This window comes from Streptomyces sp. NPDC056835, from assembly GCF_042789485.1.
In the GTDB taxonomy this organism is placed as follows: domain Bacteria; phylum Actinomycetota; class Actinomycetes; order Streptomycetales; family Streptomycetaceae; genus Streptomyces.
In genome coordinates this window covers 1-25,212 of sequence record NZ_JBHUBB010000032.1, presented here as the reverse complement: position 1 = coordinate 25,212, position 25,212 = coordinate 1, and the positions used below count along the sequence as shown (strand labels likewise).

Annotated in this window: 10 protein-coding genes; 4 read left to right on the top strand and 6 right to left on the bottom strand. The window is 72.3% G+C overall.

From position 1 onward, the window contains the following. Positions 1–86 precede the first annotated feature (86 nt). The 3 genes from ACFRMN_RS30055 (at position 87) to ACFRMN_RS30045 (ending at position 3,341) form a co-directional block, all read left to right on the top strand. Entirely contained in the window at positions 87–1,763 is a 1,677-nt protein-coding gene (locus tag ACFRMN_RS30055) for a DUF4153 domain-containing protein (protein ID WP_383025240.1), read from the top strand. 91 nt (positions 1,764–1,854) lie between these two features. Beyond that, positions 1,855–2,565 (top strand): ribonuclease HII, encoded by a 711-nt coding sequence (locus ACFRMN_RS30050; protein WP_383025237.1) that lies wholly within the window; start codon positions 1,855–1,857, stop codon positions 2,563–2,565. A gap of 137 nt (positions 2,566–2,702) precedes the next feature. Further along, positions 2,703–3,341, top strand: a complete 639-nt coding sequence (locus tag ACFRMN_RS30045; protein WP_383025235.1) for a hypothetical protein — start codon at positions 2,703–2,705, stop codon at positions 3,339–3,341. Between the two features lie 95 nt (positions 3,342–3,436). Here ACFRMN_RS30045 and ACFRMN_RS30040 read toward each other — a convergent pair whose 3' ends face one another. Beyond that, the gene (locus tag ACFRMN_RS30040) at positions 3,437–4,066 is read right to left on the bottom strand and encodes a hypothetical protein (RefSeq protein ID WP_383025232.1); all 630 of its coding nucleotides are present in this window, start codon (positions 4,064–4,066) and stop codon (positions 3,437–3,439) included. A 372-nt stretch (positions 4,067–4,438) separates the two neighbouring features. Between ACFRMN_RS30040 and ACFRMN_RS30035 the strand changes: the two genes are divergently transcribed. Further along, positions 4,439–6,598: a DEAD/DEAH box helicase gene (locus tag ACFRMN_RS30035; protein ID WP_383025229.1), complete on the top strand. Its 2,160-nt coding sequence runs from the start codon at positions 4,439–4,441 to the stop codon at positions 6,596–6,598. Between the two features lie 12 nt (positions 6,599–6,610). On the opposite strand, the gene ACFRMN_RS30030 is transcribed toward ACFRMN_RS30035, so the two are convergent. The 5 genes from ACFRMN_RS30030 to ACFRMN_RS30010 all read right to left on the bottom strand — a co-directional run. Continuing rightward, the gene (locus tag ACFRMN_RS30030; RefSeq protein WP_383025226.1) at positions 6,611–8,071 is read right to left on the bottom strand and encodes an MFS transporter; all 1,461 of its coding nucleotides are present in this window, start codon (positions 8,069–8,071) and stop codon (positions 6,611–6,613) included. Positions 8,072–8,111: 40 nt separating this feature from the next. After that, a complete protein-coding gene (locus ACFRMN_RS30025; protein WP_383025224.1) occupies positions 8,112–9,209 on the bottom strand; it encodes an alpha/beta fold hydrolase in 1,098 nt (365 codons plus the stop codon). Then, entirely contained in the window at positions 9,206–11,584 is a 2,379-nt protein-coding gene (locus ACFRMN_RS30020) for a thioester reductase domain-containing protein (RefSeq protein ID WP_383025221.1), read from the bottom strand. The genes ACFRMN_RS30025 and ACFRMN_RS30020 overlap by 4 nt, the downstream gene beginning before the upstream one ends. After that, a complete protein-coding gene (locus ACFRMN_RS30015; protein WP_383025218.1) occupies positions 11,577–19,796 on the bottom strand; it encodes an HAD-IIIC family phosphatase in 8,220 nt (2,739 codons plus the stop codon). Before ACFRMN_RS30015 ends, ACFRMN_RS30020 begins: the two co-directional genes overlap by 8 nt. A 10-nt stretch (positions 19,797–19,806) precedes the next feature. After that, on the bottom strand, positions 19,807–25,212 hold a 5,406-nt coding region (locus tag ACFRMN_RS30010; protein WP_383025215.1), incomplete at its 5' end, for an SDR family NAD(P)-dependent oxidoreductase.

Below are 25,212 nucleotides of genomic sequence, written 5' to 3'. Positions count from 1 at the left end.
GATCTTCGAGGGGCGTGCGCCGACGAGACGCCGGGCCGTACGCGCCACTCCACTGCCGCGAAGGGACCCGGCCGGGAGGGGGTCCCGTGACAGATTCGGACAGAACGCGGAAATCCGACGGAGAACGGGGGCAGGAGCGGGAGCGGGCCGACAGCCAAGGGCAGGGCGGCGCTCGTGGGCCGGGGGACACCGCCCGTCTGTCCTCGGCCGGACCCGTACTCACCGAGCGGCGTCAGGGCGCGCCGCCCCCGCCCGACTGGCAGCAGTGGCAGCCGCGGCGTACCGAGCCGCCCCTCTGGCTCACCGAGATCCAGCCGCGCGCCGCCGCCCCGATCCGTGTCGCCACCCTCTGGTCGGTCCTGGCGTCCGCCGTGCTCAGCGCCCTGCTGCTGGGTGCCGGACTCGGCCTGAATCTGCTGATCGTGGCGGTGCCCGCGGCGCTCGCCGCCTGCTTCGCGGCCCGGGCCGCGGGCCGTCGGCCGCGCCCCTGGACGCTTGTCTGGGCTCTCGGTGGCATCGCTCTGCTCGCCGTCCCCGCACTGCGGGACGCCGGGCTGCCCACCTTCCTCGCGGTCGTCTCCGCACTGGCACTCGGCTCGCTCGCCCTGCACGGCTGCCGTACCTGGCCGGGGGTCGTGCTCGGCCCGCTGGGTCTGCTCGGTTCCGTCGGACCCGGCACGGTCTGGGGGTGGCACGGCCTGCGGGCACGCGCCGGGGGATCGCGCGATCGTGTGATGCCGGTCGTCCGTGCCGTCGCCGTCGCGGCAGCGCTGCTGATCGTGTTCGGCACCCTCTTCGCCAACGCGGACGCCGCGTTCGCGGATCTGCTCGGCCAGTTGAGCCCCGACGTCTCCGTCGGCGACGGGCCGTGGCGGTTCGTGCTGTTCGTGGTGGGGTTCGTCGGCGCGCTCGCCGCCGCCCACACCGCCGCGGCGCCGCTGCGCTGGGACCGGATCACCGTACGCCCCGGACGGGCCCGTGGCCGGATGGAGTGGGCGCTTCCGCTCATCGTCCTCAATCTGCTCTTCGCGGCCTTCATCACCATCCAGCTCGCCGTGCTCTTCGGCGGATACGACAAGATCCTGCGGGAGACCGGTCTGACCTACGCGGAGTACGCGCGCCAGGGCTTCTGGCAGTTGCTCTGGGCCACTCTGCTCGTCCTTGTCGTGATCGGACTGGCCCGGCGATGGGCCCCGCGCTCCGGAGCCCGTGACGCCACGCTGGTCCGGGCCGTGCTCGGTGTCCTCTGCGCGCTGACCCTGGTCGTGGTCGCCGCGGCGCTGCGCCGGATGGATCTGTATGTCGACGCCTACGGGCTCACCCGTCTGCGCGTCTCGGTGGCGGCCGTGGAGCTGTGGCTCGGTGTGGTGATCGTCCTGATCCTGGTGGCCGGGGCCATCGGCGGACGGTGGCTGCCGCGCGCCGTCGCCGCGAGCGCCGGTGCCGCCGTCCTGGCCTTCGGCCTGATCTCGCCGGACGCGCTGGTCGCGGAGCGGAACGTGCAGCGGTACGAACGCTCCCAAAAGATCGACATCGACTACTTCCAGGACCTCTCGGCCGATGCCGCGCCCGCGCTCGACCGGCTGCCCGAGCCGCTGCGTTCGTGTGCCCTGGCCGGCATCGACCGGAATCTGGGGGACGCGTCCGAGCCCTGGTACGCGACGAGCTGGTCGGAGAGCAGGGCCCGCGAGATCGTGGCGGCGCGGGAGATCGACCCGTCCTCCACCTGCTACGGGCTGGGGCGAGAACTCGACAGGCCATGAACGCCGGCGGGTACGGGACGACGCTCCGTCCGGCCACGGCCGGTACCCGGTCTGTCGCGCGGCGTTCGAGCGGCGTAACCTGGCTGGTGCCATGCCGTACGAACCACCCACGCACACCGTTGAGCGCTCGCTGCGCGCCACCACCGAAGCCAGGATCATCGCCGGCGTCGACGAGGTCGGGCGCGGAGCGTGGGCCGGTCCGGTCACGGTATGCGCGGCCGTCACGGGGTTGCGCAGACCTCCGGCCGGCCTCACCGACTCCAAGCTGATCAGCCCCAAGCGCCGTACGGAGCTGGCCGATGAGCTGGAGGGGTGGGTCACCTCGCACGCGCTGGGACACGCCTCCCCGGAGGAGATCGACGCCCTGGGGATGACCGCGGCGCTCAGGCTCGCCGCCGTACGCGCCCTGGAGGCGCTGCCGGTACGGCCCGACGCGGTGATCCTCGACGGCAAGCACGACTATCTCGGAGGATCCTGGCTGGTGCGTACGGTCATCAAGGGCGACCAGTCCTGTGTCTCGGTGGCTGCCGCTTCGGTACTCGCCAAGGTGCGGAGGGACGCCATCATGGCCGAACTCGGCGCGGCGGCCGAGGAGTACGTTCCCTACGCGTTCGGCGCCAACGCGGGCTACCCCTCACCGGTGCACAAAGCGGCACTGGAGGAGTGGGGGCCCACACCGCACCACCGGCTCTCGTGGGCCTATCTTGACGCGCTGCCCCAGTGGCGGCATCTCAAGAAGGTCCGGGTCTCCGCGGAGGCCGCCGCTATGGAAAGCGGGGGCCAACTCGGCTTCGACTTCTGAACCGCCGATTTCTGGAAGGTCCGATTTCCGGAACTTCCGGTGAACCTTACGTCTGGGTGGCTCGCGCCCGCAGACATGGGTACAAATATCCCCACCTGCCGATGCTTTTCGCACCGGTGTTTGATAGACATCCAGTCATGCCTCTCATCCCTCAGGAGCCTCAGATTCACGAGAGAGCCCAGGGTGCCAGCGCCACTCCGGCCACCGGCCGTACGGCGCCGACCCCTCGTCCTGTACCCGGTCCGCGTCCCGTCCCCGGGCCGCGCTCCGCGACGACGCCGCGGCCCGGACGTCCGGGCCCCGGTCCCGCGAGGCCCGCGCCGCCGGCGCAGCGCTCGCACAACTCCGCCGGGCAGCCCCAGGCTTCCGGCGCCACCACTCCTTCCGTCCCTCAGATCCAGCTGATTCCGGCTCCGGCCGGCGGTGCGCTCGACGCCGCCGAGGAGACGGTCGATCTGCTGCTCGACTCGGGGCGGGCGCCGGGCGACATCCTGGTGCTCACCACCGGGGAACAGCACCCGTGGGCCACCCATGAGCTGTCCTTCGGAGAAGCCGCCTACTGGGCTCAGCACGACGCCCGTGAGGACGTGTTCTTCGCGGACGGCGGCGCGGCGGCCCGTGCTCAGGCGCGGCCTGTCGTGGTCGTCGCCGTCAACGGGGGCGGTGACGACGTTCTCGCTCAGGTGCTTCCCCTGGCCAGGGAGCGAGCCGCCGCGCTGCTCGTCGTATGCGGTGACTCGAAGCGGATCAACACCGTGCTGGGCGCGGGCGTCTGAGCCGTACGACGCCGGTCCGGCCGTGACCCGGCTGCCCGTTCAGGGGGCGGCCGGGCCGCTGTGACGGACCCGGCGGGCGGCGGCCGCCCGGCTGCTCAGCGGGCAGCCGTGCGGCGCAGCACCTCCACCGCTCCGCCGCCACCGCGTACGGGCGACGGTTCCGGGTCGGTCGGTGTCTCGGCCAGAGCGGTGGGCGGGGACTCGGAGTTGGGCCGTCGGCCACCGCGGCCCTCGCCCAGCACCTGCCAGCCGCCGCGGGTCAGCGTGATGTACGCGCCACAGCGCAGTCCATGGAGGGTGCAGGCGTCCCGCAGCCCCCACATCCAGGCCCCGTCCTCCTGCGTCCAACGTTCGTCGCCCTCACGGCAGTAGAGCAGGACGGCGGTGCGTACGGGCGTACGGCGGCGCAGGTCGTGCGGGATGACGCGGCGCAGATGCGCCAGCAGCGCGTTGCGGAACTCCCAGCCGTCGACCGGCGCGGCACGCGGGGCGAACGAGGCGCTGGCGGCGAGCCGTTCCTCATGGTCGAGTACGGCCACCACAGCGGTCGACGGGATCGGCCGGTGCCTGCTGTGCAGACCGCTGACCACCTCACGGGGGTTGCGCAGCAGCGGAATGCCTGCTTCCGCCCATTCGGCGGGTTCGAGCATTCTGGCGAGGCGGCTGGCGGAATCGGCGGGTGTGCTGACCGAAGTGGCTGCGGACGGAGCGAATCCGAAGGTCACGTTCCTCCCTTCGCATACGCGCCCACAGTGCGGGCTGGGTCGGATGGGGGCGGCGCCGCGGCACGGCCTTGACGGGCCGCGTGGGGCTGTGCGGGGGCGGTTCCAATTCTCGCTGGCGTATCGGCGTGCGGCAACGAGCAATTGACGCCGTCGTCCGCAATGCGGGGGTATGACTGGCATATCCTTGCGAGAACTCGCCACCGGTGCGGCTCCCCGTCCCGTCCGAACAGCGAGGACCAGCGGAAACACCCCCTCCGCTCCGGCCCCGCGAGCGGCACGGGGCCGCCCGCGGAGGCCACCGCCCCGGCCCGGTGTCACGCTGGGTGACGTGGGCGATTGTCCATTGTCCTTGCCATCGGGTTGCATGGGGGCATGGACAACCTGGATCTCCGCGCTGAAGCCGACGTCATCCTCGCCGAGCTCGTCGGGGCCCCGAGCGGTTCGGCGCGGCTGCGGGAGGACCAGTGGCAGGCGGTGGCGGCTCTGGTGGAGGAGCGTCGTCGGGCGTTGGTGGTGCAGCGCACCGGCTGGGGCAAGTCGGCGGTGTACTTCGTGGCCACCGCTCTGCTGCGCCGGCGTGGCTCGGGGCCCACGGTGATCGTCTCGCCGCTGCTGGCGCTGATGCGCAACCAGGTCGAGTCGGCGGCGCGGGCCGGTATCCGGGCACGCACCATCAACTCGGCCAACCCGGAGGAATGGGACACCATTTACGGGGAGGTCGAGCGCGGCGAGACCGACGTTCTCCTGGTAAGTCCGGAACGCCTCAATTCTGTTGATTTCCGCGATCAGGTGCTGCCCAAGCTCGCGGCCACGACCGGTCTGCTCGTGGTCGACGAGGCGCACTGCATCTCCGACTGGGGCCACGACTTCCGGCCCGACTACCGCAGACTGCGGGCGATGCTCGCCGAGCTCGCGCCCGGCGTGCCGGTGCTGGCCACCACCGCGACCGCCAACGAGCGGGTAACGGCTGATGTGGCCGAGCAGTTGGGCACCGGTGCCGGCGAGGCCCTGGTGCTGCGCGGCCCGCTGGAGAGGGAAAGCCTGCGGCTGGGTGTGGTCCGGCTGCCGGACGCCGCGCACCGGCTGGCCTGGCTCGCCGAGCACCTGGACGAGCTGCCGGGCTCCGGGATCATCTACACCCTCACCGTCTCCGCCGCCGAGGAGGCCACCGCCTTCCTGCGGCAGCGCGGCTTCCGCGTGGCCTCGTACACCGGAAAGACGGAGAACGCCGACCGGCTGCAGGCCGAGGTCGACCTGCGGGAGAACCGGGTCAAGGCGCTGGTCGCGACGTCGGCGCTGGGTATGGGCTACGACAAGCCGGACTTGGGCTTCGTGCTCCATCTCGGCTCACCGTCCTCACCGATCGCCTACTACCAGCAGGTGGGGCGCGCGGGGCGCGGCGTGGCCCACGCCGATGTGCTGCTGCTGCCGGGCAAGGAGGACGAGGCGATCTGGCGCTACTTCGCCGATACCGCCTTCCCGCCCGAGGCACAGGTCCGCCAGACCCTCTCGGCCCTCGCCGACGCGGGTCGGCCGCTGTCCGTGCCGGCTCTGGAAGCGGCGGTGGACCTTCGGCGCAGCCGGCTGGAGACGATGCTCAAGGTGCTGGACGTCGACGGCGCGGTCAAGCGAGTCAAGGGCGGCTGGACGGCCACGGGAGCCGACTGGGTGTACGACGCCGAACGCTACGCGTGGGTGGCGCGGCAACGGGCCGCCGAGCAGCAGGCCATGCGCGATTACGTGAGCACGACGCGGTGCCGGATGGAGTTCCTGCGCCGGCAGCTGGACGACGAGGGGGCCACCCCGTGCGGCCGGTGCGACAACTGCGCGGGTGCCTGGGCCGATTCCGCGGTCTCGGCCGAGACATTGACAGGGGCGGCGAAGGAACTGGACCGTCCGGGAGCGGAAGTTGAGCCGCGGCGCATGTGGCCGACGGGGATGCCTGCCCTGGGCATCGACCTCAAGGGGCGTATCCCGGCCAAGGAGCAGTGCTCCACCGGGCGCGCCCTGGGGCGTCTCTCGGACATCGGCTGGGGCAACCGGCTGCGCCCGCTGCTGGCCGAGAACGCGCCCGACGGGCCGGTGCCCGACGATGTCCTCAGGGCCGCGGTGGCGGTCCTCGCCGACTGGGCGCGCTCTCCGGGCGGCTGGGCGTCGAACGTCCCGGACGCCTCCGCCAGGCCGGTGGGGGTCGTCGCCGTGCCCTCCCTGGCCCGGCCCCAGCTGGTCGGTTCCCTCGCCCGGGGAATCGCGGCCACCGGCCGCCTCCCCTTCCTGGGCACCCTGACGTACACCGGGCCGAGCGGCGCGGGAGCGGCACGCCGCAGCAACTCCGCCCAACGCCTCAGGGCGCTGTCCGGCACCTTCAGCGTCTCCGGGGAACTGGCTGCTGACCTGGCCCGCTCTCCCGGGCCCGTCCTGCTCGTCGACGACTACACCGATTCCGGCTGGACCCTCGCGGTCGCCGCCCGCCTGCTCCGCCGGGCAGGCGGCGGAGAGGTCCTTCCGCTGGTCCTCGCCGCGGCGGGCTGAGCTTCGGCTCTGTCATCGGACTCCCGTGTCCGCCGGGTCCGCCGCCGGACGCGTCCGGCTTTCCGGTGGCGTTTCACCGTGCCGGCCCCGGCGCAGGAGAACTATCGCCAGGACACCGATCACCGCCGCGAACAAGGTGGAGCCGATCGTGATGACCGCGAATCCCTGACGGGAGGCGTGGGCGGCGCTGCCCACAAAACTGGCGAACAGCGAGCCGAACAGCGAGACCGCGATGGCCTCGCTCCCGAGCCGAACGGTATTGATCCATCCGGCCGCCATGCCCGCCTCCTTCTCGGGCACCTGCGCCAATGCCTCACCGTCGATCAGACCGGCCTGCAACCCGAATCCGGCGCCGACGATCACCATCGGAAGAGCGATCCACGCGAGGCCCTGCTCGGCTCCCACGCCGGTGGCCACCAAGCCCACCACCAACAACGCGATGCTCCAGACAAGGATCTTGTCCGCGGCCGTCCCGCCGGCGGCCAGACGTCCGGCGATCAGCGGGGCGACCAGCACGGGCATGGTCAGGAACATCAGGAACGCACCACTCGAACCCGGTGAGGCGCCGTAGGCGCCCTGGAAGAAGACCGGCATGTAGGCGACCGCGTTGGTGAAGGTGAAGGAGGCGACCGCGACCACCAGCGTCATTCCGGAGAAACGCCGGTTTCGCAGAGTGCGCAGGCTCAGCAGTGGGCTCGGCGCGGTGGATTCCCGCCACGCGAAAAGTCCGTAACAGGCGATCCCCGCAGTGGTGCACAGCAGGAAGGGGAGCGACACCCATCCCGTCGCCGAACCGAGCGCCAGCCCACCGAGCGTCAGGGAGATCGCCACGCAGAACAGCACCGCTCCCGCCACATCGATCCGGGCCGCGCGCCTCTTCTCGTGGTCGGCCGCTCGGCGGATCAGCGGCATGCCGAGGCACGCGATCACCAGACAGCCCAGCTGGAATCCGTAGACGAAGCGCCAGCCGACGACCTGGGTGAAGAGACCGCACAGAGACGGGCCGAAGGCCAAGGACAGACCCGCGACCGATCCCAGCAGGGCGAAAGCACGGGTTCGGCGTTCACCCTCGAAATTCGACGACACCACCGCCGTCCCCACCGAGAAGACGGCACCCGCGCCGGCCCCCGCCACCAGCCGGGCCAGGTCCAGCGTCAGGTAGTCCGTCGCGACCAGGCTGATCGCGGATCCGACGCCGAAGGTCAGCAATCCGATCATCAGGGCCCGCCATCGCCCGATGATGTCCGCGATGGAGCCCCAGACAAGAGTCGAACAGGCGAAGGTCAGGTTGTATCCGTTGAGAGCCCACTGCTCGCCCGTGGACGACGCCCCCAGGTCGTCGGAGATGTCGCCCAGGGACACGGCTGTTCCGGACACCGATAACGGGACCGTGAAGATGGTGAGCAGGATGATGGGCATCACCAGGCGCGTACCGGGGATCGCGGCACCCTGCTGCTTGCTGTCAGACGTCATGCTCTTCCTCTACCTAATTCCGCACGGCGGAATGCCGCCGTCACGCACCGGCGTTGACGGACCGGCACTCGTCGAGGAAGTCCACGATGTGGCCGAACACGTCCAGGGCCGCGTTGCGGCCGATGAACGTGTCGAGGTGGCCGTATCCCGGAACCTGTACATAGCGGACGTCCATCTCGGGGTACCGGCGTCTGAGGACGTCGTGGCAGAGCTCGTTGGAGTCGTACCAGAAGCGATTGTCGCTGCCGGACAGGAGCATCAGCGGCGCCTCGATCTTGCCCGCGTTGTCGAGTGCGTTCTTCGGCAACACGTCGTAACGGCCGTCGGCGTCGTTGTACCGCATCATCGTGTGGGCCAGTTCGATGCCGCGCAGATGAGGCAGGATCCACATCGGCACCGTGCCGTACAGGTCCGCCAGACGATCGTGGGTGACGTCATCGAGATTGTCGTGCTCGAAGAGCGAACCACCCACGCCCCACGAGTCGTTGTGCAGGATCTGGCAGTTGGGGTCCTTGCACTCGGCGCCCAGCGAGACCTCCGCGAAGATCAGCGAGTGCTTCGACCACAGGCCCACCTTCTTGAAGTCGGTGGGAATGTTGACGAGGCGGGACCGCAGCAGCTCCCCGCCGAAGTGCAGGCGCGCCCGCGTCTTCCAGGACATCTTCGGAGTGAGGAACACGCCCTGCGCGACGACGCCGGCCAGGCCAGGCACCAGGCCGGCCGCCATGCTCAGCGACAGGCACATCGCCCCGATGCAGTGCGCGACGACCAGCAGCTGACGGCCATCGATCCGCTCCTTGATCAGCGACACCGCCTCGGGGATGTCGTAGAGCGCCACGTCGTCGAAGGTGTAGCGGACCCGGCCCTCGTTGTACGGCAGCCGGCAACTGCCGCGCCAGTCGAGCAGCCAGGGCTCGTAGCCCGCGTCGAGCAGGACATCGACCAGGTTACGGGTCTCGGGCAGCGTGAACATGTCCGCCGAGGCGGTGAGACCGTGCAGGATCAGCACGGCCGGGCGGTCGGTGGAGCCGTCGTCGGGAACGACCCGGCACAGGCCGAGCTCCGTGCCGTCGGAGGCGGTGAAGGGGATCTCCTCGACCCGGTCCCCGAGTGCGTGGTGAAGGGGCCTCAGCGTCATCGGGTCTGCTCCCTTTTGATCATCAGCTTCCTGATCTTGCGTTGCAGCTTGTCCTTGTCCCGGTCGATCGCGTCCCTGCGCAGGTCCAGGAGTTCGGCGGCGACGCGCAGGGACGGCTCCGCCAGCCCCATGCCCACCTGCACGAAGAACCACGACAGCCAGGCCAGCTTGGCCAGCCGCTGTTCCTGCGACGACAGCCGCGGGTCGACCCGGATCCCGTCGATCTGGTCCGGGACATAGCTCTTGCCGGGCACCCTGACGACACCGGCCAGGCTCGCCGGCTCGCCCTCGCGCCCGATGGTGACCTCGATGGTCCGGGTCTGCTTCCAGAAGTCGCGGCTGGCCCGGGCCGTCTTCCAGCCCTCCAGCCACCAGCGCCCGCCGTCCCGGTCCACCAGGACCAGGCGGTAGCGCAGCAGCGGGTGGTCGCTGCCGTGCTGGAGGGGGACGCCCTCGTCGGGACGGACCCAGATCTCGCCCGCCTCCACCCTCAGCGGCTCCGGGTGCAGCCGCTCACAGGTCACCTGGCCCCGGACGTCGATCTTCCGGTGCCGTACGACCTGGTACATGCTCGCGATGGACAGCGTGAGCGCCATCCGGCACTTGGTGTCGCGGTCCTCCCCGATCGGGCCCACATGGCCCTTCGTCCGCTCGCGGAACGACAGGTAGGGCGGGTCCTCGCGGCTGGGCAGCCGCGCCACGCCGTCCTTCGCCATGCGCTCGAAGGCCTTCAACTGGGCCTGGGAACCGTACCGTTCGGCCATCGGCAGTCGGTGCCGCGTCACGAACATCTCGGTCCGTTCCGCCCCGGCCTCGGGGCCGAACATCAGCGCCTCGAACAGCTTCATCGCGGTGGGGCTGCGCAGGATCCGGACCAGGAAGTCGAGCTCGGGGACCGGCTCTGCCGCATGCCGCTGGAGCAGGTCGTCGCGCCAGTCCCGCCAGTTGGCCACGCGTACGTTCATGCCGGCCAGCTTCATGTCCTTGACCAGTTCCGGCAGCGTCTCCGCGCGGCCGGTCAGGTTGTAGTTCTGGCCCCACGCCTTGGGATCGAACACCACGGCGGCCGCCACCTTGCTGATCCAGTCCACCGGTGCCAGGTTCATGAACTTGAACGCGGGGACGGTCCGGTACCGGGAGAACGCCCCGATCAGGCCGGTGCTGAGGTCGCGCGGGTTGTACACGCCGGTACGGGTGTGGCCGCCGATCGCGCCCGGACGCAGGAAAGTCGCGGTCAGGCCGTGCTCGCGGGCCCGCCGCAGTACGGCTTCCGCGGCCCACTTCGACTTGTCGTAGCCCGCGAAGAGCCGGTCGATGTGGGCGACCGGGTCGTCCTCGCCCATCTTCTCGATGCCGACCTCGTTGAACACGGCGACCGACGAGATGTGGTGCAGCGGCTTGGGCCGTCCCGTCATCGCCAGCTCGGCGAGGACCAGCGGGCCGAGCACATTGGTCTGGCGCAGCGAGGGATAGCCGCGCAGGAAGTCGACCGCGGCGGCCACATTGACGATCGAGTCGATCTCCTGGGCCAGGCTCTCCCAGCCCTCGTCCGACAGGCCGAGGCGCGGCTGCCTGAGGTCCGCCGCGAGCACGGTGACCCGTCGCCGGACCTCGGCGGACCACGGCTGGTCGAAGCCGGCCAGGGCGTCGGCGAGACGGCGTTCGGCGGCGGCGTCGTCCGTCGCGCGCACCAGGCACACCACCTGGGCGTCCCCCTGCCGGAGCAGGTCGAGCAGAAGGTGGCTGCCGAGGTAGCCGGTGGCGCCGGTGAGCAGGATACGGCGCGGCGGCACCGGCTCGGCCTGGTGGCTGAACGGCAGCCGGTCGGCGAGCGCGAGGTCGGCCAGGATCATCTCCAGGTCCTCGTTCGCCTCGTCGGCCGACGCGCGCAGGAGTACCGGCGCGATCGCCGGCGAGCCGTTCGGCGACGGCGCGGCCGGCGCGGCCTCGGGCACCACGGTGGGCAGCCCCGCCGCCGCGGCCCATCGCTGCGCGAGGCGGCGTGGCCGCGCGTCCGCGAAGACGTCGTCCAGGCTCACCCGTACGTCCAGCTCCCGGGCCATGACCGCGACCAGCTCGACCGCGTTGACCGACGACAGACCGGCGTCGAACAGGTCCGTCTCCGCGTCGGCCGTGCTCCCCGGCAGGAAGCGGGCGGCCCGCGCGACGATGTCGGCGGTGACCTCCGCGACACCTCGGGTCCCCGCCCCGCCGGAAGGCGCCTGCGCAGGGGCGGCGGGCCCGGCCGTCTTCCGGAAGCGCGCGAGGAGATCGGAGGCCTGGGCGCGGCCCGGGCCGCGCCGCTCGATCACTTCCTCCTCGGGACGACGGTTGACCCCGCGGTTGCGGCTGGTACCACTACCCGCCTCAGGCATTGCTGACCTCCGCTGCGTTTTCGGATCCGAGGTCCCAGGAACGGAACTCCCGGAGTTGTGCCACCGCCACCGCCACCTCAAGGCGCGGTGCCTCGACGTCGCCGCCGCCCAGGCGGGAGACCAGGCGCCGTGCGGGAGTGTTGCGGGGCGTGTTGTCGGCGACGAGGCGCACCACGCCGCAGCCAAGGTCCTCGGCCCGGTCGGCCAGCCACCGCAGCAGCCGGTCCTCCACCCCGCGGCCGAGCACACGGCAGCTCATCATCCAGGCGACCACTTCGAGCGCGTCCCCGTCGGCTGTGACGGCCAGCACGCCGATCTGCCCGTACGCGCCGAAGCGGTCGCGTGCGGTCGCCGTCCACACCTCGCCGTCCTTCTGGAGCCGCGCCAGTTCGGCGGCATCCAGTGGACGGGGGCGCAGATTGAACTGGTTGGTGCGCCTGCTCAGTTGGATGGTGCGCTCGGCCGTCTCCTCGGACACGGGCTCGATGTCGAGTTCGAGCTGAAGGTTCTCAAGGAACTCGGCGAAGCCCTGCTGCGCGCGCGCCTCGCCGCGCTCCTGCTCCTGCCGGTAGTAATCGGCCCTGGCGGAGTCCTCCGCCGTCGCGGCCCTCGGCACCATCGGCCACAGCCCCCGGACGAAGCCGTCGAGTTCGCCCGCGCTCGGGCAGGTGACGCACAGCACCTCGGGCAACTGGGCGCGCACCCCGGCGATTTCCACCGGATTGTCGTCCAGGAAGAGGAAGCTGTCGAGGCCCAGCCGCAGATCCTCGGCGATCTTCACGATCCGCGTCCACTTCGGCTCCCACGCCGCGGAGATCGCGGCGAAGTGCTCCCGGTGCAGCGGGCTGTCCGGCCGGTCGAGGACGCGGTGCACCGTCTCCTCGTCGTTGTTGGAGACCAGGGCGAGCAGTACTCCGGCCTCCCGCCACCGCAGCAGCCGCTGGGCGAGCAGGGCGCGCGGCCCGGTCAGGTCGACGTTGTCGGGACCGATCTCACCGGCCACGCCGCTCCACAGCGTCTCGTCCCCGTCGACGACGATCACCTTGGGCGCCGGGCGGCGGACCTTCCAGACGACGTCCGCGAGCCGCAGCGCCACCACCGCCTGGAACTCGTCCTGGAACGGCAGATGGGCCATCTCGTCGGTGTGCGCGTCGAACACGTCGTCCACCGGGTAGTCCTCGTCGTTCCACCCGTCCGAGGGCAGTACGGCGATACCCGGCAGATCGGCGAGGCGCGCCGTCACCTGCCGCTCCCACGCGCGCAGCCGTTCGTCGTCGGAGCGCTCCGGCAGGAAGGCCACGACGAGCGGGGCGCGGGTGCGGTCGGCGAGGGCGCGCAGCGCGGTCGGGTACTCGTCGGCGAGCTGGGCGAGCAGATCGCCGTCCGCGTCCGCGTCCGCGAAGCGCGTCAGATCGCCGGGGCGCAGCAGGACCAGTCCCGCGGCGGTCGACGTCTGGGCGAGGACGCTGCCCGGGTCGTGCAGGCTCGCCAGGACCTGGTGGTACGGGGCCTCGACCACATCGAAGGGCCCGCCGTCGACGTCGGCGTCCTCCAGGGCGACCGACAGCATGGCCGGGAGGTTGCCGAGGGCGAAGGTGGCCGCGACGGCGATCTGGCCCGCGGGACGGGAGTCGGCGGCCGTTGCGGGCTCGATGGCCATGGAGGGTCCTTCCGGTAGCGCGACGAGGGTGTCGGGGCCGTCGGCGATCTCCTCGGCGAGGGCGAGCCAGCCGCGGGCGAGGTCCGCGCAGCTCGCCGCGTCGAGGACGTCCGCGTTGTACTCAAGTCCGACCTTCCCGAGGCCCGGCATCACCGTGACCATCAGGTCGAGGTCGGAGTAGCCGGTGCCCGCCGGGATGATCCGCAGGCCCGCCGCGGCACCGGCCTGCGGCGGCATGTAGTTGAAGTAGACCTCGACGAGAGGCGCGTCCTCGCGGTACAGCCCCTCCTCGACGAGGGCGGACATCGCGTCGAAGAAGGTGACGCCGCGTTCCAGGACCCGGCTGAGCCGACTGTCGGTGCGCCGCAGTACGTCGGCGGCGGCCTCCCCCGCCTCCACCTGGGCGGCGAACGGGATCGGCAGACCGAAGTACCCGACCGCGTCGAGGGCGGACACATGCATACGGGTGTCCACGGGCACCGCGAGGACGAACCTGTTCCGCTCGCGCAGACGCGCGAGGTGCACCGTCAGGACACCGAGCCAGAAGGCGGCGGGCGTGATGCCGAGGCGGTTCGACCGGGCCGCCACCTTCTCGTGGAGGCTCTGCGGCAGGTCCGCCAGGTGCATGGCTGAGCGGAACGACCGCTCGGCGGGGCGCGGCGCGGCCAGCTCCAGGTCGAGGCGCCGGGCCCCCACGAAGTCCGCACGCCAGTCGGCCGAGGGGCCCTGCTGGTCCGCCGGGCGCGCGGCCTGGGCCCGCAGCAGCAGGTCGATGTCCCGGTTGGTGACGGCGGCGGGCGCCTCGGCGCCATCGAATCCGGCGCCGAGGCCGTGCGCGACCAGCATCAGCGAGGCCAGGTCGGAGACGGCGTGGTGCGCGCCGAACACGAGGACCTGCTCGCCGGACGGGTAGGCAAGCAGCTCGAACCGCCACAGCGGAGCGAGGGCCAGGTCGAACGGCGGCTCCATCAGCTCGCGCAGCCGCTCGTCCACGTCTGTGCCTTCGTCCACCGGTGACCAGCGCACCAGGTCGCCGTCGAGGGAACGCCGTACCTCCAGCTGCTGCCCGCCGTCCGCGTCCGGGACGATCGCGGTGCGCAACGCCGCGTGCCGGGCGGCGAGTGAGGCGATCACCTCGGTGAGGCGGCCCGGGGTCGTCGGGGCCGTCAGCCGCACGGCGAGGCCGATGTGGTGCGTGACGGCGGGCGTGCCGTGCTGCTCGGCGCGGAGCAGGCGTATGACGTCCCGTGTGGCGGGATGGCGTACGACCTCCGCGACGTCCTCGGACGCGTCAGGACCCGCCGCGTCGGCCCCGTCGATGACCTGCCCCGCGCCCTCGCCCGCGACCTCGCCCTCGCCCGCGACGAGCTGGTCGGCGATGCTCTCGACACTGGCGCCGTTGAACAGCGAGGCGATCGGCAGGGCCCGGCCGAAGTCCGACTCGATCAGGCTGCGGATCTGCATGGCCATCACGGAATCGAGGCCCTGGCCGACGAGCGGCGCGACGGTGTCGATCTCCGCGGTGTCGAACCCCATGGTGCCGGCGAACCGGTACCGCAGCCGGTCCACGACCGCCTCCCGCGAGCCGAGCGCCATGCGCCCGTCCGCTCCGGCCGCCAGACCCGCGCGGGCCACGGCGACGCGGCGGCGCGGCGGGAAAAGACCGGCGAGGAGAGGGGGCAGCAGACCCGGCTCAGTGGTGCGCAGGACAGGCTCGTTGAGGGCGGCCGCGAGGAGCAGCGCGTCGTCCGTGTCCCGGGTGAGCGCGGCGTCCAGGAGCCCGAGCCCCTGGGCGGTGCCGAGGGCGGCGATCCCGCCGCGGTTGATGCGCGCCAGGTCGGCCTCGCCGAGGTGCCCGGTCATACCGGTGGCCTCCGCCCACAGACCCCAGGCGAGGGAAAGGCCGGGCAGGCCCGTGCGGCGGCGCTGCTGCGTCAGCGCGTCGAGGAACGCGTTGGCGGCGGCGTAGCTGCCCTGCCCCGCCCCGCCGAGCACGCCCGCGAGCGAGGAGAAGACCACGAAGGCGGACAGCTCCGTCCCCGCGGTCAGTTCGTGCAGATGCCAGGCGGCGTCCGTCTTCGGCCGCAGCACCGCGTCCAGGCCGTCCGTGTCGATCGATTCGACGACGGCGTCGTGGAGCACGCCGGCGGCGTGGACGACGGCCGTCAGCGGATACGCGTCCGGCACGTCGCGCAGCGCCCGCCGCAGCTGGTCGCGGTCGGCCACGTCGCAGGCTCGTACGGTGACCCGCGCCCCGGAGGCGGTGAGTTCGTCGCGCAGTGCCTCGGCCCCCTCGGCTTCGGGGCCGCGCCGGGACAGGAGGAGCAGATGCCGGGCGCCGAGCCCGGCGGCGTGCCGGGCCACGTGCGCGCCGAGTCCGCTCGTCCCGCCGGTGATCAGGACGGTGCCCGTGCCGAAGGCCGCGGCCGTGCCGTCGGCCACCGCTGCCGTCTCCAGACGGTGCAGGGCGGGAACGTACAACTTCCCGTCCCGGAGCGCCAGTTCGGGCAGGTTTGTGCGCAGCGCGTCCCGGAGCGCGGCCTCGTCGAGACCGTCCAGGTCGCCGTCGGCGTCCACCAGGACGACACGGCCGGGGTTCTCCGCGCGAGCGGCCCTCGCCAGCCCCCACACGGGTGCGTGGGCGAGGTTGACGGCGGCGTCGGACTCCTCGGCGCCGGTGAGCACGGCGCGGCGCGTCAGCACGACCAGGCGCGCCGAGGCGGGCCGGTCCCGCGCCAGCCACTCCCGCACGCCGCGCAGGGTGTCCCGCAGCACCGCCCGCGCCCGAGCGGCCTCGTCACCGGCGTTGTCACCGGCCTCGTCACCGGCGTCGGGCTCGGGGTCCGCGGCCTTCAGAAGCGTCACATCCAACGCGCGCTCGTCGGCGTCCGCGGCCGAAGCGCCCTCGTCCGCCGCGTACGGCGACCACTTGACGGACAGCAGCGTTTCCGTGCCGCTGTCCGGGGTGGCGAGATCGCCTGCCGTCACCGGGCGTACGAGGAGCGAGTCGATCCGGGCCACCGGCGTACCGGACGGATCGGCCACCTCCACCGTGAAGGTGCCTCCTCCGGTGGGGGCGATGCGCACGCGCACCTCGCTCGCGCCGCGGCCGTGCAGGGTGACCGCTCCGAAGGAGAAGGGCAGCGGCGTACGGCCGTCAAGGCCGTCCACCGCCGCGGCCTGGAGCGCCGCGTCGAGGAGGGCGGGGTGCAGGGCGAACCTCCGCGCCTCCTCCGCCTGCCGGCCGGGCAGGGTGACACGCGCGAGGATCTCGCCGTCGAGCCGCCATACGTCGGACAGGCCCTGGAACGCCGGTCCGTACTCCAGACCCGCGTCGGCCATCGTGTCGTAGTGGGCTGCGGCGTCCAGGCGTTCCGCGCCGGCGGGCGGCCACGCGGCGCCGTACAGCGGTCCGTTGGCCTCAGAGGTGACGTCGTTCGTGCCGTCGCCCGCGACGAGTACGGCGCTCGCGTGCTGGGTCCACTCCGTCGTGCCGTCGTGCCGACGGGGCCGGGAGTAGATGTCCAGCGGGCGGCCGGTACCGTCCGCCGCCCCGACCTGCACCTGGAGGTCGATCTCGCCCTGCTCGGGGAGGGCCAGCGGAGCGAGCAGGGTCAGGTCCCGCAGCACGTCGCAGTCGACCTCGTCGCCGGCGCGGAGGGCCATTTCGACGAAGGCGGTTCCCGGGAGCAGTGGCGTGCCGAAGACGGTGTGGTCTTCGAGCCAGGGGTGGGTGGTGCGGGAGATTCGTCCGGTGAGCACGATGTCGTCGTTGCCTGCGAGGCGTATGGCGGCGCCGAGCAGTGGATGGCGCATCGGGTCGAGGCCGGCGGAGCCGACGTCGGCGGTCGTGGCGGCGGCCGGCTGCCAGTAGCGACGTCGCTGGAAGGCATAGGTCGGCAGCTCGATGAGCCGGCCGCCTGCCACCCACGACGACCAGTCGACGTCCACTCCGGCGGCGAACACCTCGGCCAGACCCCGCAGCAGGCGGGCGTTTTCGCCTTCGTTACGGCGGAGTGTGCCGACCGCCGTCACGCCGGTCGTATGACGGTGGTCGGCGTTCTGCGTGATGGCGCCGAGGAGGACGGGGTGGGGGCTGCTTTCGATGAAGACGCGGTGTCCGGTTTCCAGGAGGTTGTGCAGGGCGGTGTCGAAGCGGACGGTCTGGCGCAGGTTGGTGAACCAGTACTCGGCGTCCATCACCGCTGTGTCGATCGACTCACCGGACACGGTGGAGAAGAGGGGGGTGTGGCCGGTGCGTGGTTCGATGTCTGCCAGGACGTCGAGGAGTTCGGTTTTGAGGTCTTCGACCTGTGGTGAGTGGGAGGCGTAGTCCACGGCGATGCGACGGGCCTGTATGCCGTCGGCCTCGCATTCGGTGAGGAGTGCGTCCAGTTGATCGGGTGGTCCGGAGACCACTACCTGCTCGGGTCCGTTGACGACGGCGATCTGGAGTCCGTCGGTCAGGCGTCCCGTCACTTGTTCTTCGGGGGCGAGGACGGAGACCATGCCGCCGCGTCCGGACAGTCGCAGGATCGCCCGGCTGCGCAGGGCCACCACGCGGGCCGCGTCATCGAGGGACAGAGCACCCGCCACGCAAGCGGCGGCGATCTCTCCTTGTGAATGTCCGACGACGGCGGCGGGTCGTACTCCCAGGGACCGCCATAGCTCGGCCAGTGACACCATGACCGCGAAGAGGACGGGCTGTACCACGTCAACGCGTCGCAGTGCTTCCTCGTCGCCGTCACGTACCACGTCCAGCAGTGACCAGTCATCGACGTACGGTTCGAGTGCGGTGGCGCATTCGGTCATTCGTGTGGCGAAGACCGGTGAGGTGTCGAGGAGTTCGCGTGCCATGCCGACCCACTGTGAGCCCTGGCCGGGGAAGACGAACACCACACCACCGGAGGCCCCCGCACGCCCGGTGACGACATTCTTAGACGTGCGGCCGGCCGCCAACTCCTCCAGGCCGGAGGCAAGTTCAGTCACGTTGCCGCCGAGTACGACGGCCCGGTGGTCCAGTACGGCGCGTCCGGCGGTCAGGGTGAATCCCACGTCCCGGGGGTCGGGCTCGGCACCGTCGCCGAGCCGGGCGAGCAGCCGCGTCGCCTGCTCCGACAGCGCCGCCTCACCGCGCGCCGACAGCACCCACGGAATGACGCCGTGACGTTCCGGCCCGTTCTCTTCGGCCGGCTCCCGCTCCTCGTCCGGCGCGGCCTCCAGGATCACGTGCGCGTTCGTCCCGCTGTAGCCGAAGGACGACACACCGGCCCGGCGGGGACGGTCGTGCTCGGGCCACGGCCTGTTCTCCGTCAGGAGTTTGACCTGACCCTCGCTCCAGTCGACGTGGTGCGAGGGTTCGTCCACGTGCAGGGTGCGCGGCATGACGCCGTTGCGCATCGCCTGCACCATCTTGATGATGCCGGCGACGCCCGCGGCGGCCTGGGTGTGCCCGATGTTGGACTTCACCGAACCCAGCCACAACGGCTGGTCCTCGTCGCGTCCTTGGCCGTACGTCGCCAGCAGGGCCTGCGCCTCGATCGGGTCGCCGAGGGTCGTGCCCGTACCGTGCCCTTCGACAACGTCGACATCGGCGGAGGTCAGCCGCGCACTGGCCAGGGCGTCCTGGATCACCCGCTGCTGTGCGGGGCCGTTGGGCGCGGTCTGGCCGTTGGACGCGCCGTCCTGGTTGACCGCCGTGCCGCGTACGACCGCCAGGACCCGGTGTCCGTGACGCTCGGCGTCGGAGAGGCGTTCCAGGGCCAGCACGGCCACGCCCTCGCCCCAGCCGGTGCCGTCCGCGGCCGTGGCGTACGACTTGCAGCGGCCGTCGGCGGCGAGGCCGCGCTGACGGGAGAACTCGACGAAGACGCCCGGCGTGGACAGCACCGTCACACCACCGGCCAGCGCCAGGGTGCACTCGCCGTCGCGCAGCGACCGCACCGCCTGGTGCAGCGCGACCAGGGACGACGAGCAGGCCGTGTCGACCGTGACGGCGGGTCCCTGCAGTCCCAGTGCGTACGCGACGCGTCCGGAGACGAGGCTGCCGACGCTGCCGCCGCCGGGGTCGTAGTCGTGGTGGAAGGAGCCGGCGAAGACACCGGTGCGGGTGTCCTTGAGTGTCTGCGGATTGATGCCCGCGTTCTCCAGGGCCTGCCACGACGCCTCAAGCATCAGGCGTTGTTGCGGGTCCATTCCGTGCGCCTCGCGCGGGGTGATCCCGAAGAACGCCGGATCGAAGTCCGCCGCGTCATGCAGGAACCCACCGGAGCGGGTGTAGGTCTTGCCGGGGTTTCCCGGTTCGGGGTCGTACAGCGCGTCGATGTCCCAGCCGCGGTCGGCCGGGAACGCGCCGATCGCGTCCTCTCCCTTGACGACGACGTCCCACAGGTGATCCGGCGAGGACACGCCGCCGGGCAGCCGGCAGCTCATGCCGACGATCGCCACGGGTTCGCCGCGGCGGCTTTCGAGTGTCCGCAGCCGCCCGCGAGCGACATGCAGTTCCTCGGAAACCGCCTTGAGGTATTTCAGCAGCTCGTCTTCGGTGGGCATGAACTCACTCTCAACTCGGGTCGGTGGGCGATTCGTCGCCGGAGACGGAGATGCCGAGGCTGTTGGTGACGAAGTCGAGGACTTCCGCCGCGGTCGCGGATTCGAGGCCGGCCGACGCCGGTTCGTCGGCCTCCGCCGCGGACTCTCCCTGGGTCCACGGTTCCGCCAGGCCGCGGAAGGCCTCGGCGAGGGCTGCTTGTTGGGTGCCGGTGAGCTTCAGTGCGGCCAGGCTGTTCCCGACCCTGGTGAGATCGGCCATGACCCGCTCGTAGCTCGGCTCTTCGGCGTCCCGCGCCGTCGCGGGTGCCGCGGTGAGCCGGCCGAGGAGATGGTCGACCAGGGCGCGCGGGCTCGGGTGGTCGAACACCGCGGTCGCGGTCAGCTTCAGGCCGATACGGTCGCTGATCTTGTTGCGGAGTTCGACGGCGGTCAGTGAGTCGAAGCCCAGGTCGCGGAACGCTCCGTCGGCGGAGATGCCGCGCGGGTCGCTGTGCCCGAGTACCAGGGCGACGTCCTTGAGGACCAGGTCGAGCAGGAGGGCGGCGCGCTGCTCGACCGGAAGACCGCGCAGCCTGCTCCGCACCGACTCGGCCGGTGCCGTGGGGGCGCTCGCCGCGGCCCGCCGGTTCGCGACGGGCGCCAGCTCCCGAAGGAGCGGAGGAACGGTGTCCGCGCCGCGCAGCGCCGCCGTGTCGACGCGCACCGGGACGACGGTGGGCAGGGCGCCCACAAGCGCCCGGTCGAAGGCGGCGAGGCCGTCCTCCGTGGAGGTGGGCAGCAGCCCCGTACGGGCGATACGGCCGAGGTCGGCGGCGCCGAGACCGGCTGTCATCGTGCTGGTCCGCGTCCACATGCCCCAGGCGAGGGAGACCGCGGGCCGTCCCGTCGCATGCCGTCGGGCGGCGAACGCGTCCAGGAAGGCGTTGGCCGCGGCGTAGTTCGCCTGCCCCGGTGAGCCGAGGACACCGGCGACCGAGGAGAACACCACGAAGGCCGCCAGATCCGCATCGGCCGTCAGCTCGTGCAGCGCACGCACCGCGTCCGCCTTCGGCCGCAGTACGGTGTCGAGCCGCTCCGGCGTCAGGGCCTCAAGGACTCCGTCGTCGAGGACACCGGCCGTGTGCACCACGGCGGTCGGCGGATGCTCGGCGGGGATACCGGCGAGGGCCCTCGCGAGCTGCTCGCGGTCCGCCACGTCGCAGGTGACGGACCGCACCTGTACGCCGCTGTCCACCAGGTCCTGGGGTGCCTCGCCGCCACTCCGGCTGAGCAGCAGTACGTGGCGGACGCCGTGCTCGGAGACGAGCCGCCGCAGGACGAGCTGCCCCAGCGTGCCGCTCGCGCCGGTGAGGACGACCGTGCCGTCCGGATCGAGCGGGCGCGGGATCGTCAGGACCACCTTGCCGGTGTGCGGGTCCTCGTCCAGACGGCGGTAGGCCTCGGCAGCCGATCGTATGTCGTAGGCCGTGACCGGCAGGGGGCGCAGCACGCCGGTGTCGAACAGGTCGGCGAGTTCAGCGAGGACGGCCCGCTGCCCGGCGGCGTCGACGGCCGTGGACCGGCCTTCGGAGGTGGCCACGAACCTGCCCCCGTCGGCGAGCGGGAGAGCGGCCGGCGCCTCGGCGCCCGCGCTCCCTCGCGCGTCCAGGACCACGTCGAGGCCCGTCGGCATGTTCTTCGCGACGTCACCGGCCTCCGGCTCGGTGAGGTGGTCCTCGGTGAGGTGGGCCTCGTCGACGCCCAGGCCGCGCAGGACGTCCCGGGCACCGAGGGGCGCGGTGGCGAACACCTCGGCACCCAGGTGCCGGGCGATCTGGACCGCCGCGAGGCCGACGTCGCCGGCGCCCACGTGGATCAGCACCCGCTCCCCGGCCCGCACCGCGGCCTCGTCCACCAGGGCGTGCCAGGCGGTACGGAACGCCGTCGGAGCCGCCGCGGCCTCGGCGAAGGCCAGAGCTCGTGGCATCCGGGCGACCGACCGGTGGTCGGTGACCGCCGTACGGCCCAGGGCGCCGCCGTCCGGGAAGATGCCCCAGACGCGGTCGCCCACGGCCACGCCGGTGACCTCCGTACCGACCTCCGTCACGACACCGGCGCCTTCGGTGCCGGGCGCTCCGGCCCCGTCCGTCAGTTCGCCGCGGCCGATCCCGGCGGCCCGCATCGACACCCGGACCTCCTCCGGGCCCAGCGGCGCGGCGGGTGACGGGACGAGGGCGAGGCCGTCGGGGCCGCCGTCACCGGCCGCTTCGAGGCGCCACTCCGGCGCGTCGGGCATCGGCAGCACCGGCGGCGCGGAGCGGACGAGCCGGGGTACGAAGACCTGCCCGTCGCGGACGGCGACCTGGGGCTCGCCGCAGGCGACGGCCGCGGCGACGGCGTCGTCCGACCGCGTGTCCACGTCGATGAGCAGCAGCCGTCCGGGGTGTTCGGCCTGGGCCGAGCGCAGCAGGCCCCACACGGCTGCGGTGGCCGGATCGGGCTGCTCCATCATGGTGCCCCGGGTGACCACGGCGAGCCGCGCTTCGCCGTCCTCCGACTCGGCGAGGAAGCGCCGCACGCGCTCAAGCACCTCGGTCAGACGGGTGTGTACGTCGCCGGGCTCGACATGGGCGACGGAGACCGCCGGATGCCCCTCGGCCGGTTCCGCCGCCGCTACGGCACGCCAGCGCAGATGGAGTCCGCTGTCCCGGTCCGGTGCCGCGGCCGCGGACATCGGCCGGAGCACCAGCGCGTCCACGGTGACGACGGGCTGGCCGGCGGTGTCGACGGCGGCCAGGGACACGGCGCCGTCTCCGGCGGCGGTGAGCCGGACCCGTATCGCCGCCGCGCCGGACGCCTCCATCGTGACGCCCGTCCAGGAGAACGGCAGCAGGGGCTGGGTGCCGTCGGTGCCCGAGAGGGACGGCACACCGAGGGTGACGGCGTGCAGGGCGGCGTCGAGCAGCGCCGGGTGGATGCCGAACGCCCCGGGCCGGGTGGGCAGTTCGACTTCCGCGTACAGCGCGTCCGCCGTGCGCCAGGCGGCGCGCAGCCCCTGGAACACGGGGCCGTAGCCGTAGCCGCGCCCGGCCAGGTCGTCGTAGAGACCGTCGACCGCTACCGGCTCGGCGTCGGCGGGCGGCCAGGTCCATGAGTCGGCCGCCTGCGGGGACGCTGTCGACAGCGTGCCCGTCGCGTGCCGGACCAGCGGCTCGGCACCGGAGGCGGTGGTGGGCGAGGAGTAGACGGTGACGGACCGGCGGCCCGTCTCGTCCGGGGCGCCGACGGCGACCTGGAGGTTCACGGCGGTGTCGGCCGACAGGACCAGAGGTGTCTGGAGTGTCAGTTCCTCGACGAGGGGGCAGCCCACCTCGTCACCCGCGTGCAGGGCCAGATCGAGGAAGGCGGTGCCGGGAAGCAGCACCGTGCCGCCCACCGCGTGGTCGGCGAGCCAAGGGTGCGCGCCGGGCAGCACCCGGCCGGTGAGCACCGCCTGACCGTCGGCCAGGCGCACGGCCGCGCCGAGCAGCGGATGCCGGGTGGTGTTCAGACCGGCGGCCCGGATGCCGGCCGTCGACTCGGACGCGTCCTGCCAGTAGCGCTGTCCCGCGAACGGGTAGCCCGGCAGTTCGGTGCGGCGTCCGCCGGACAGCAGCCGCTCCCACGCCATCGGAGTGCCGGCCACGAACATCTCGGCGAGCGCCCGGGTGAGCGCGAGGGCTTCCGGCCGGCCGGACTTGAGCGTCGCCACGGCGACGTACCCGCCGTTCCCGTCGTACCCCTCGTCCCCGTTGTCCCCCTCGTCCCCGTCGTCGCCGAGGGGCGCGTCGAGGGTGGCGTGCACCATCGGGGTCACCACGGCCTCGGGTCCGACCTCCAGGTAGGAGGTGACCCCCTGGTCGGCGAGGCTCCGCACACCGTCGGCGAACCGGACGGCCCGGCGGACGTGCTCCACCCAGTACCGCGGGGTGCACAGGCGCTCCGCCTCGATCGGACCGCCGGTGACGTTCGACACCATGGGGATGCGCGGTGCCCGGAACGTCAGTCCGGCGAGCACGTCGGCGAACTCGTCGAGCATCGCGTCCATGCGGTGCGAGTGGAACGCGTGCGAGACGGAGAGCCGGCGCACCCGGTGCCCGGCGGCGCGGAAGTGCTCGGCGACGGCTATCGCGGCGGCCTCGTCGCCCGAGACGACCACGGCCCGCGGCCCGTTGACCGCGGCGATCCCGACGGCGTCCGTCAGGGACGCCTCCGCGATGTACGCCTCGGCCTCCTGCTCGTCGACCGCGATCGCCACCATCGCCCCGCCCTCCGGCAGGCCCTGCATCAGGCGGCCGCGCGCCGCCACAAGGGCGCACGCGTCGGCCAGCGAGAGCACATCCGCCGCGTACGCCGCGGTGATCTCACCCAGGGAGTGGCCCATGACGTGGTCAGGGGTCACGCCCCATGCCCTGAGCAGTTCGAGGAGCGCGACCTCCAGCGCGAACAGGCCGGTCTGCGTGTACACGCTCCGATGCAGCAGCGGGGCCAGCGGGGAGTCGTCGGGGGCGAACACGACGTCACGCAGCGGGTGTTCGGCGTACCCGGCGAGGTGCCCGTCCACGGCGGCGCACACGGCGTCGAACGCCTCGGCGAAGACCGGGTACCGCTCGTACAGCTCCCGGCCCATGCCGGCCCGCTGCGAGCCCTGGCCGGAGAAGACCAGCGCGAGCCCGCCCGCTCCGGGGGCGGCGGAACCCGCCACGGCGGCGGGCACCTCCTCGCCCTGGGCGAGGGCTGTCAGCGCGTCGGTCAGCTCCTCGCGCCCCGCGCCCAGGACCACGGCCCGGTGCTCCATCAGGGCCCGGCCCGTGGCCAGGGTGTATCCGACGTCCAGCGGGTCGATGCCGGGGTCTTCGGCGATCCGCGCGAGCAGCCGCGCGGCCTGCCGCCGCACCCCGGTGGAGGTCTTCGCCGACAGCGTCCAGGGGATCATCGGCGCTCGCGCCGCCGGGTCGGGGTCCGGAGTCGTGGTGTCCTCGGGCGCCGCTTCCAGGATCACGTGCGCGTTCGTGCCGCTGATGCCGAAGGACGACACGGCCGAGCGGCGCGGTCGCTCCAGCTCCGGCCACTCCTGGTGCGACGTCAGCAGGCTGACGGCACCGGACTCCCAGTCGACGTGGTGGGAGGGGGTGGTCGCGTGCAGGGTGCGCGGCATGACGCCGTCGCGCATCGCGTGGACCATTTTGATGATGCCGGCGACGCCTGCGGCGGCCTGCGTGTGGCCGATGTTGGACTTGATGGAGCCGAGCCACAGGGGTTGGTTCTTGTCGCGTCCTTGGCCGTATGTCGCCAGGAGGGCTTGTGCTTCGATGGGGTCGCCCAGTGTGGTGCCTGTGCCGTGTGCCTCGACGGTGTCGACGTCGGCGGGGGTGAGTTGTGCGCTGGCGAGGGCGTC

What these genes read in the sequence shown, in the direction of transcription:
- ACFRMN_RS30015 (WP_383025218.1), bottom strand. Translation starts at nt 19,796, where the DNA reads ATGCCCACCGAAGACGAGCTGCTGAAATACCTCAAGGCGGTTTCCGAG.
- ACFRMN_RS30025 (WP_383025224.1), bottom strand. Translation starts at nt 9,209, where the DNA reads ATGACGCTGAGGCCCCTTCACCACGCACTCGGGGACCGGGTCGAGGAG.
- ACFRMN_RS30030 (WP_383025226.1), bottom strand. Translation starts at nt 8,071, where the DNA reads ATGACGTCTGACAGCAAGCAGCAGGGTGCCGCGATCCCCGGTACGCGC.
- ACFRMN_RS30020 (WP_383025221.1), bottom strand. Translation starts at nt 11,584, where the DNA reads ATGCCTGAGGCGGGTAGTGGTACCAGCCGCAACCGCGGGGTCAACCGT.
- ACFRMN_RS30045 (WP_383025235.1), top strand. Translation starts at nt 2,703, where the DNA reads ATGCCTCTCATCCCTCAGGAGCCTCAGATTCACGAGAGAGCCCAGGGT.
- ACFRMN_RS30050 (WP_383025237.1), top strand. Translation starts at nt 1,855, where the DNA reads ATGCCGTACGAACCACCCACGCACACCGTTGAGCGCTCGCTGCGCGCC.
- ACFRMN_RS30035 (WP_383025229.1), top strand. Translation starts at nt 4,439, where the DNA reads ATGGACAACCTGGATCTCCGCGCTGAAGCCGACGTCATCCTCGCCGAG.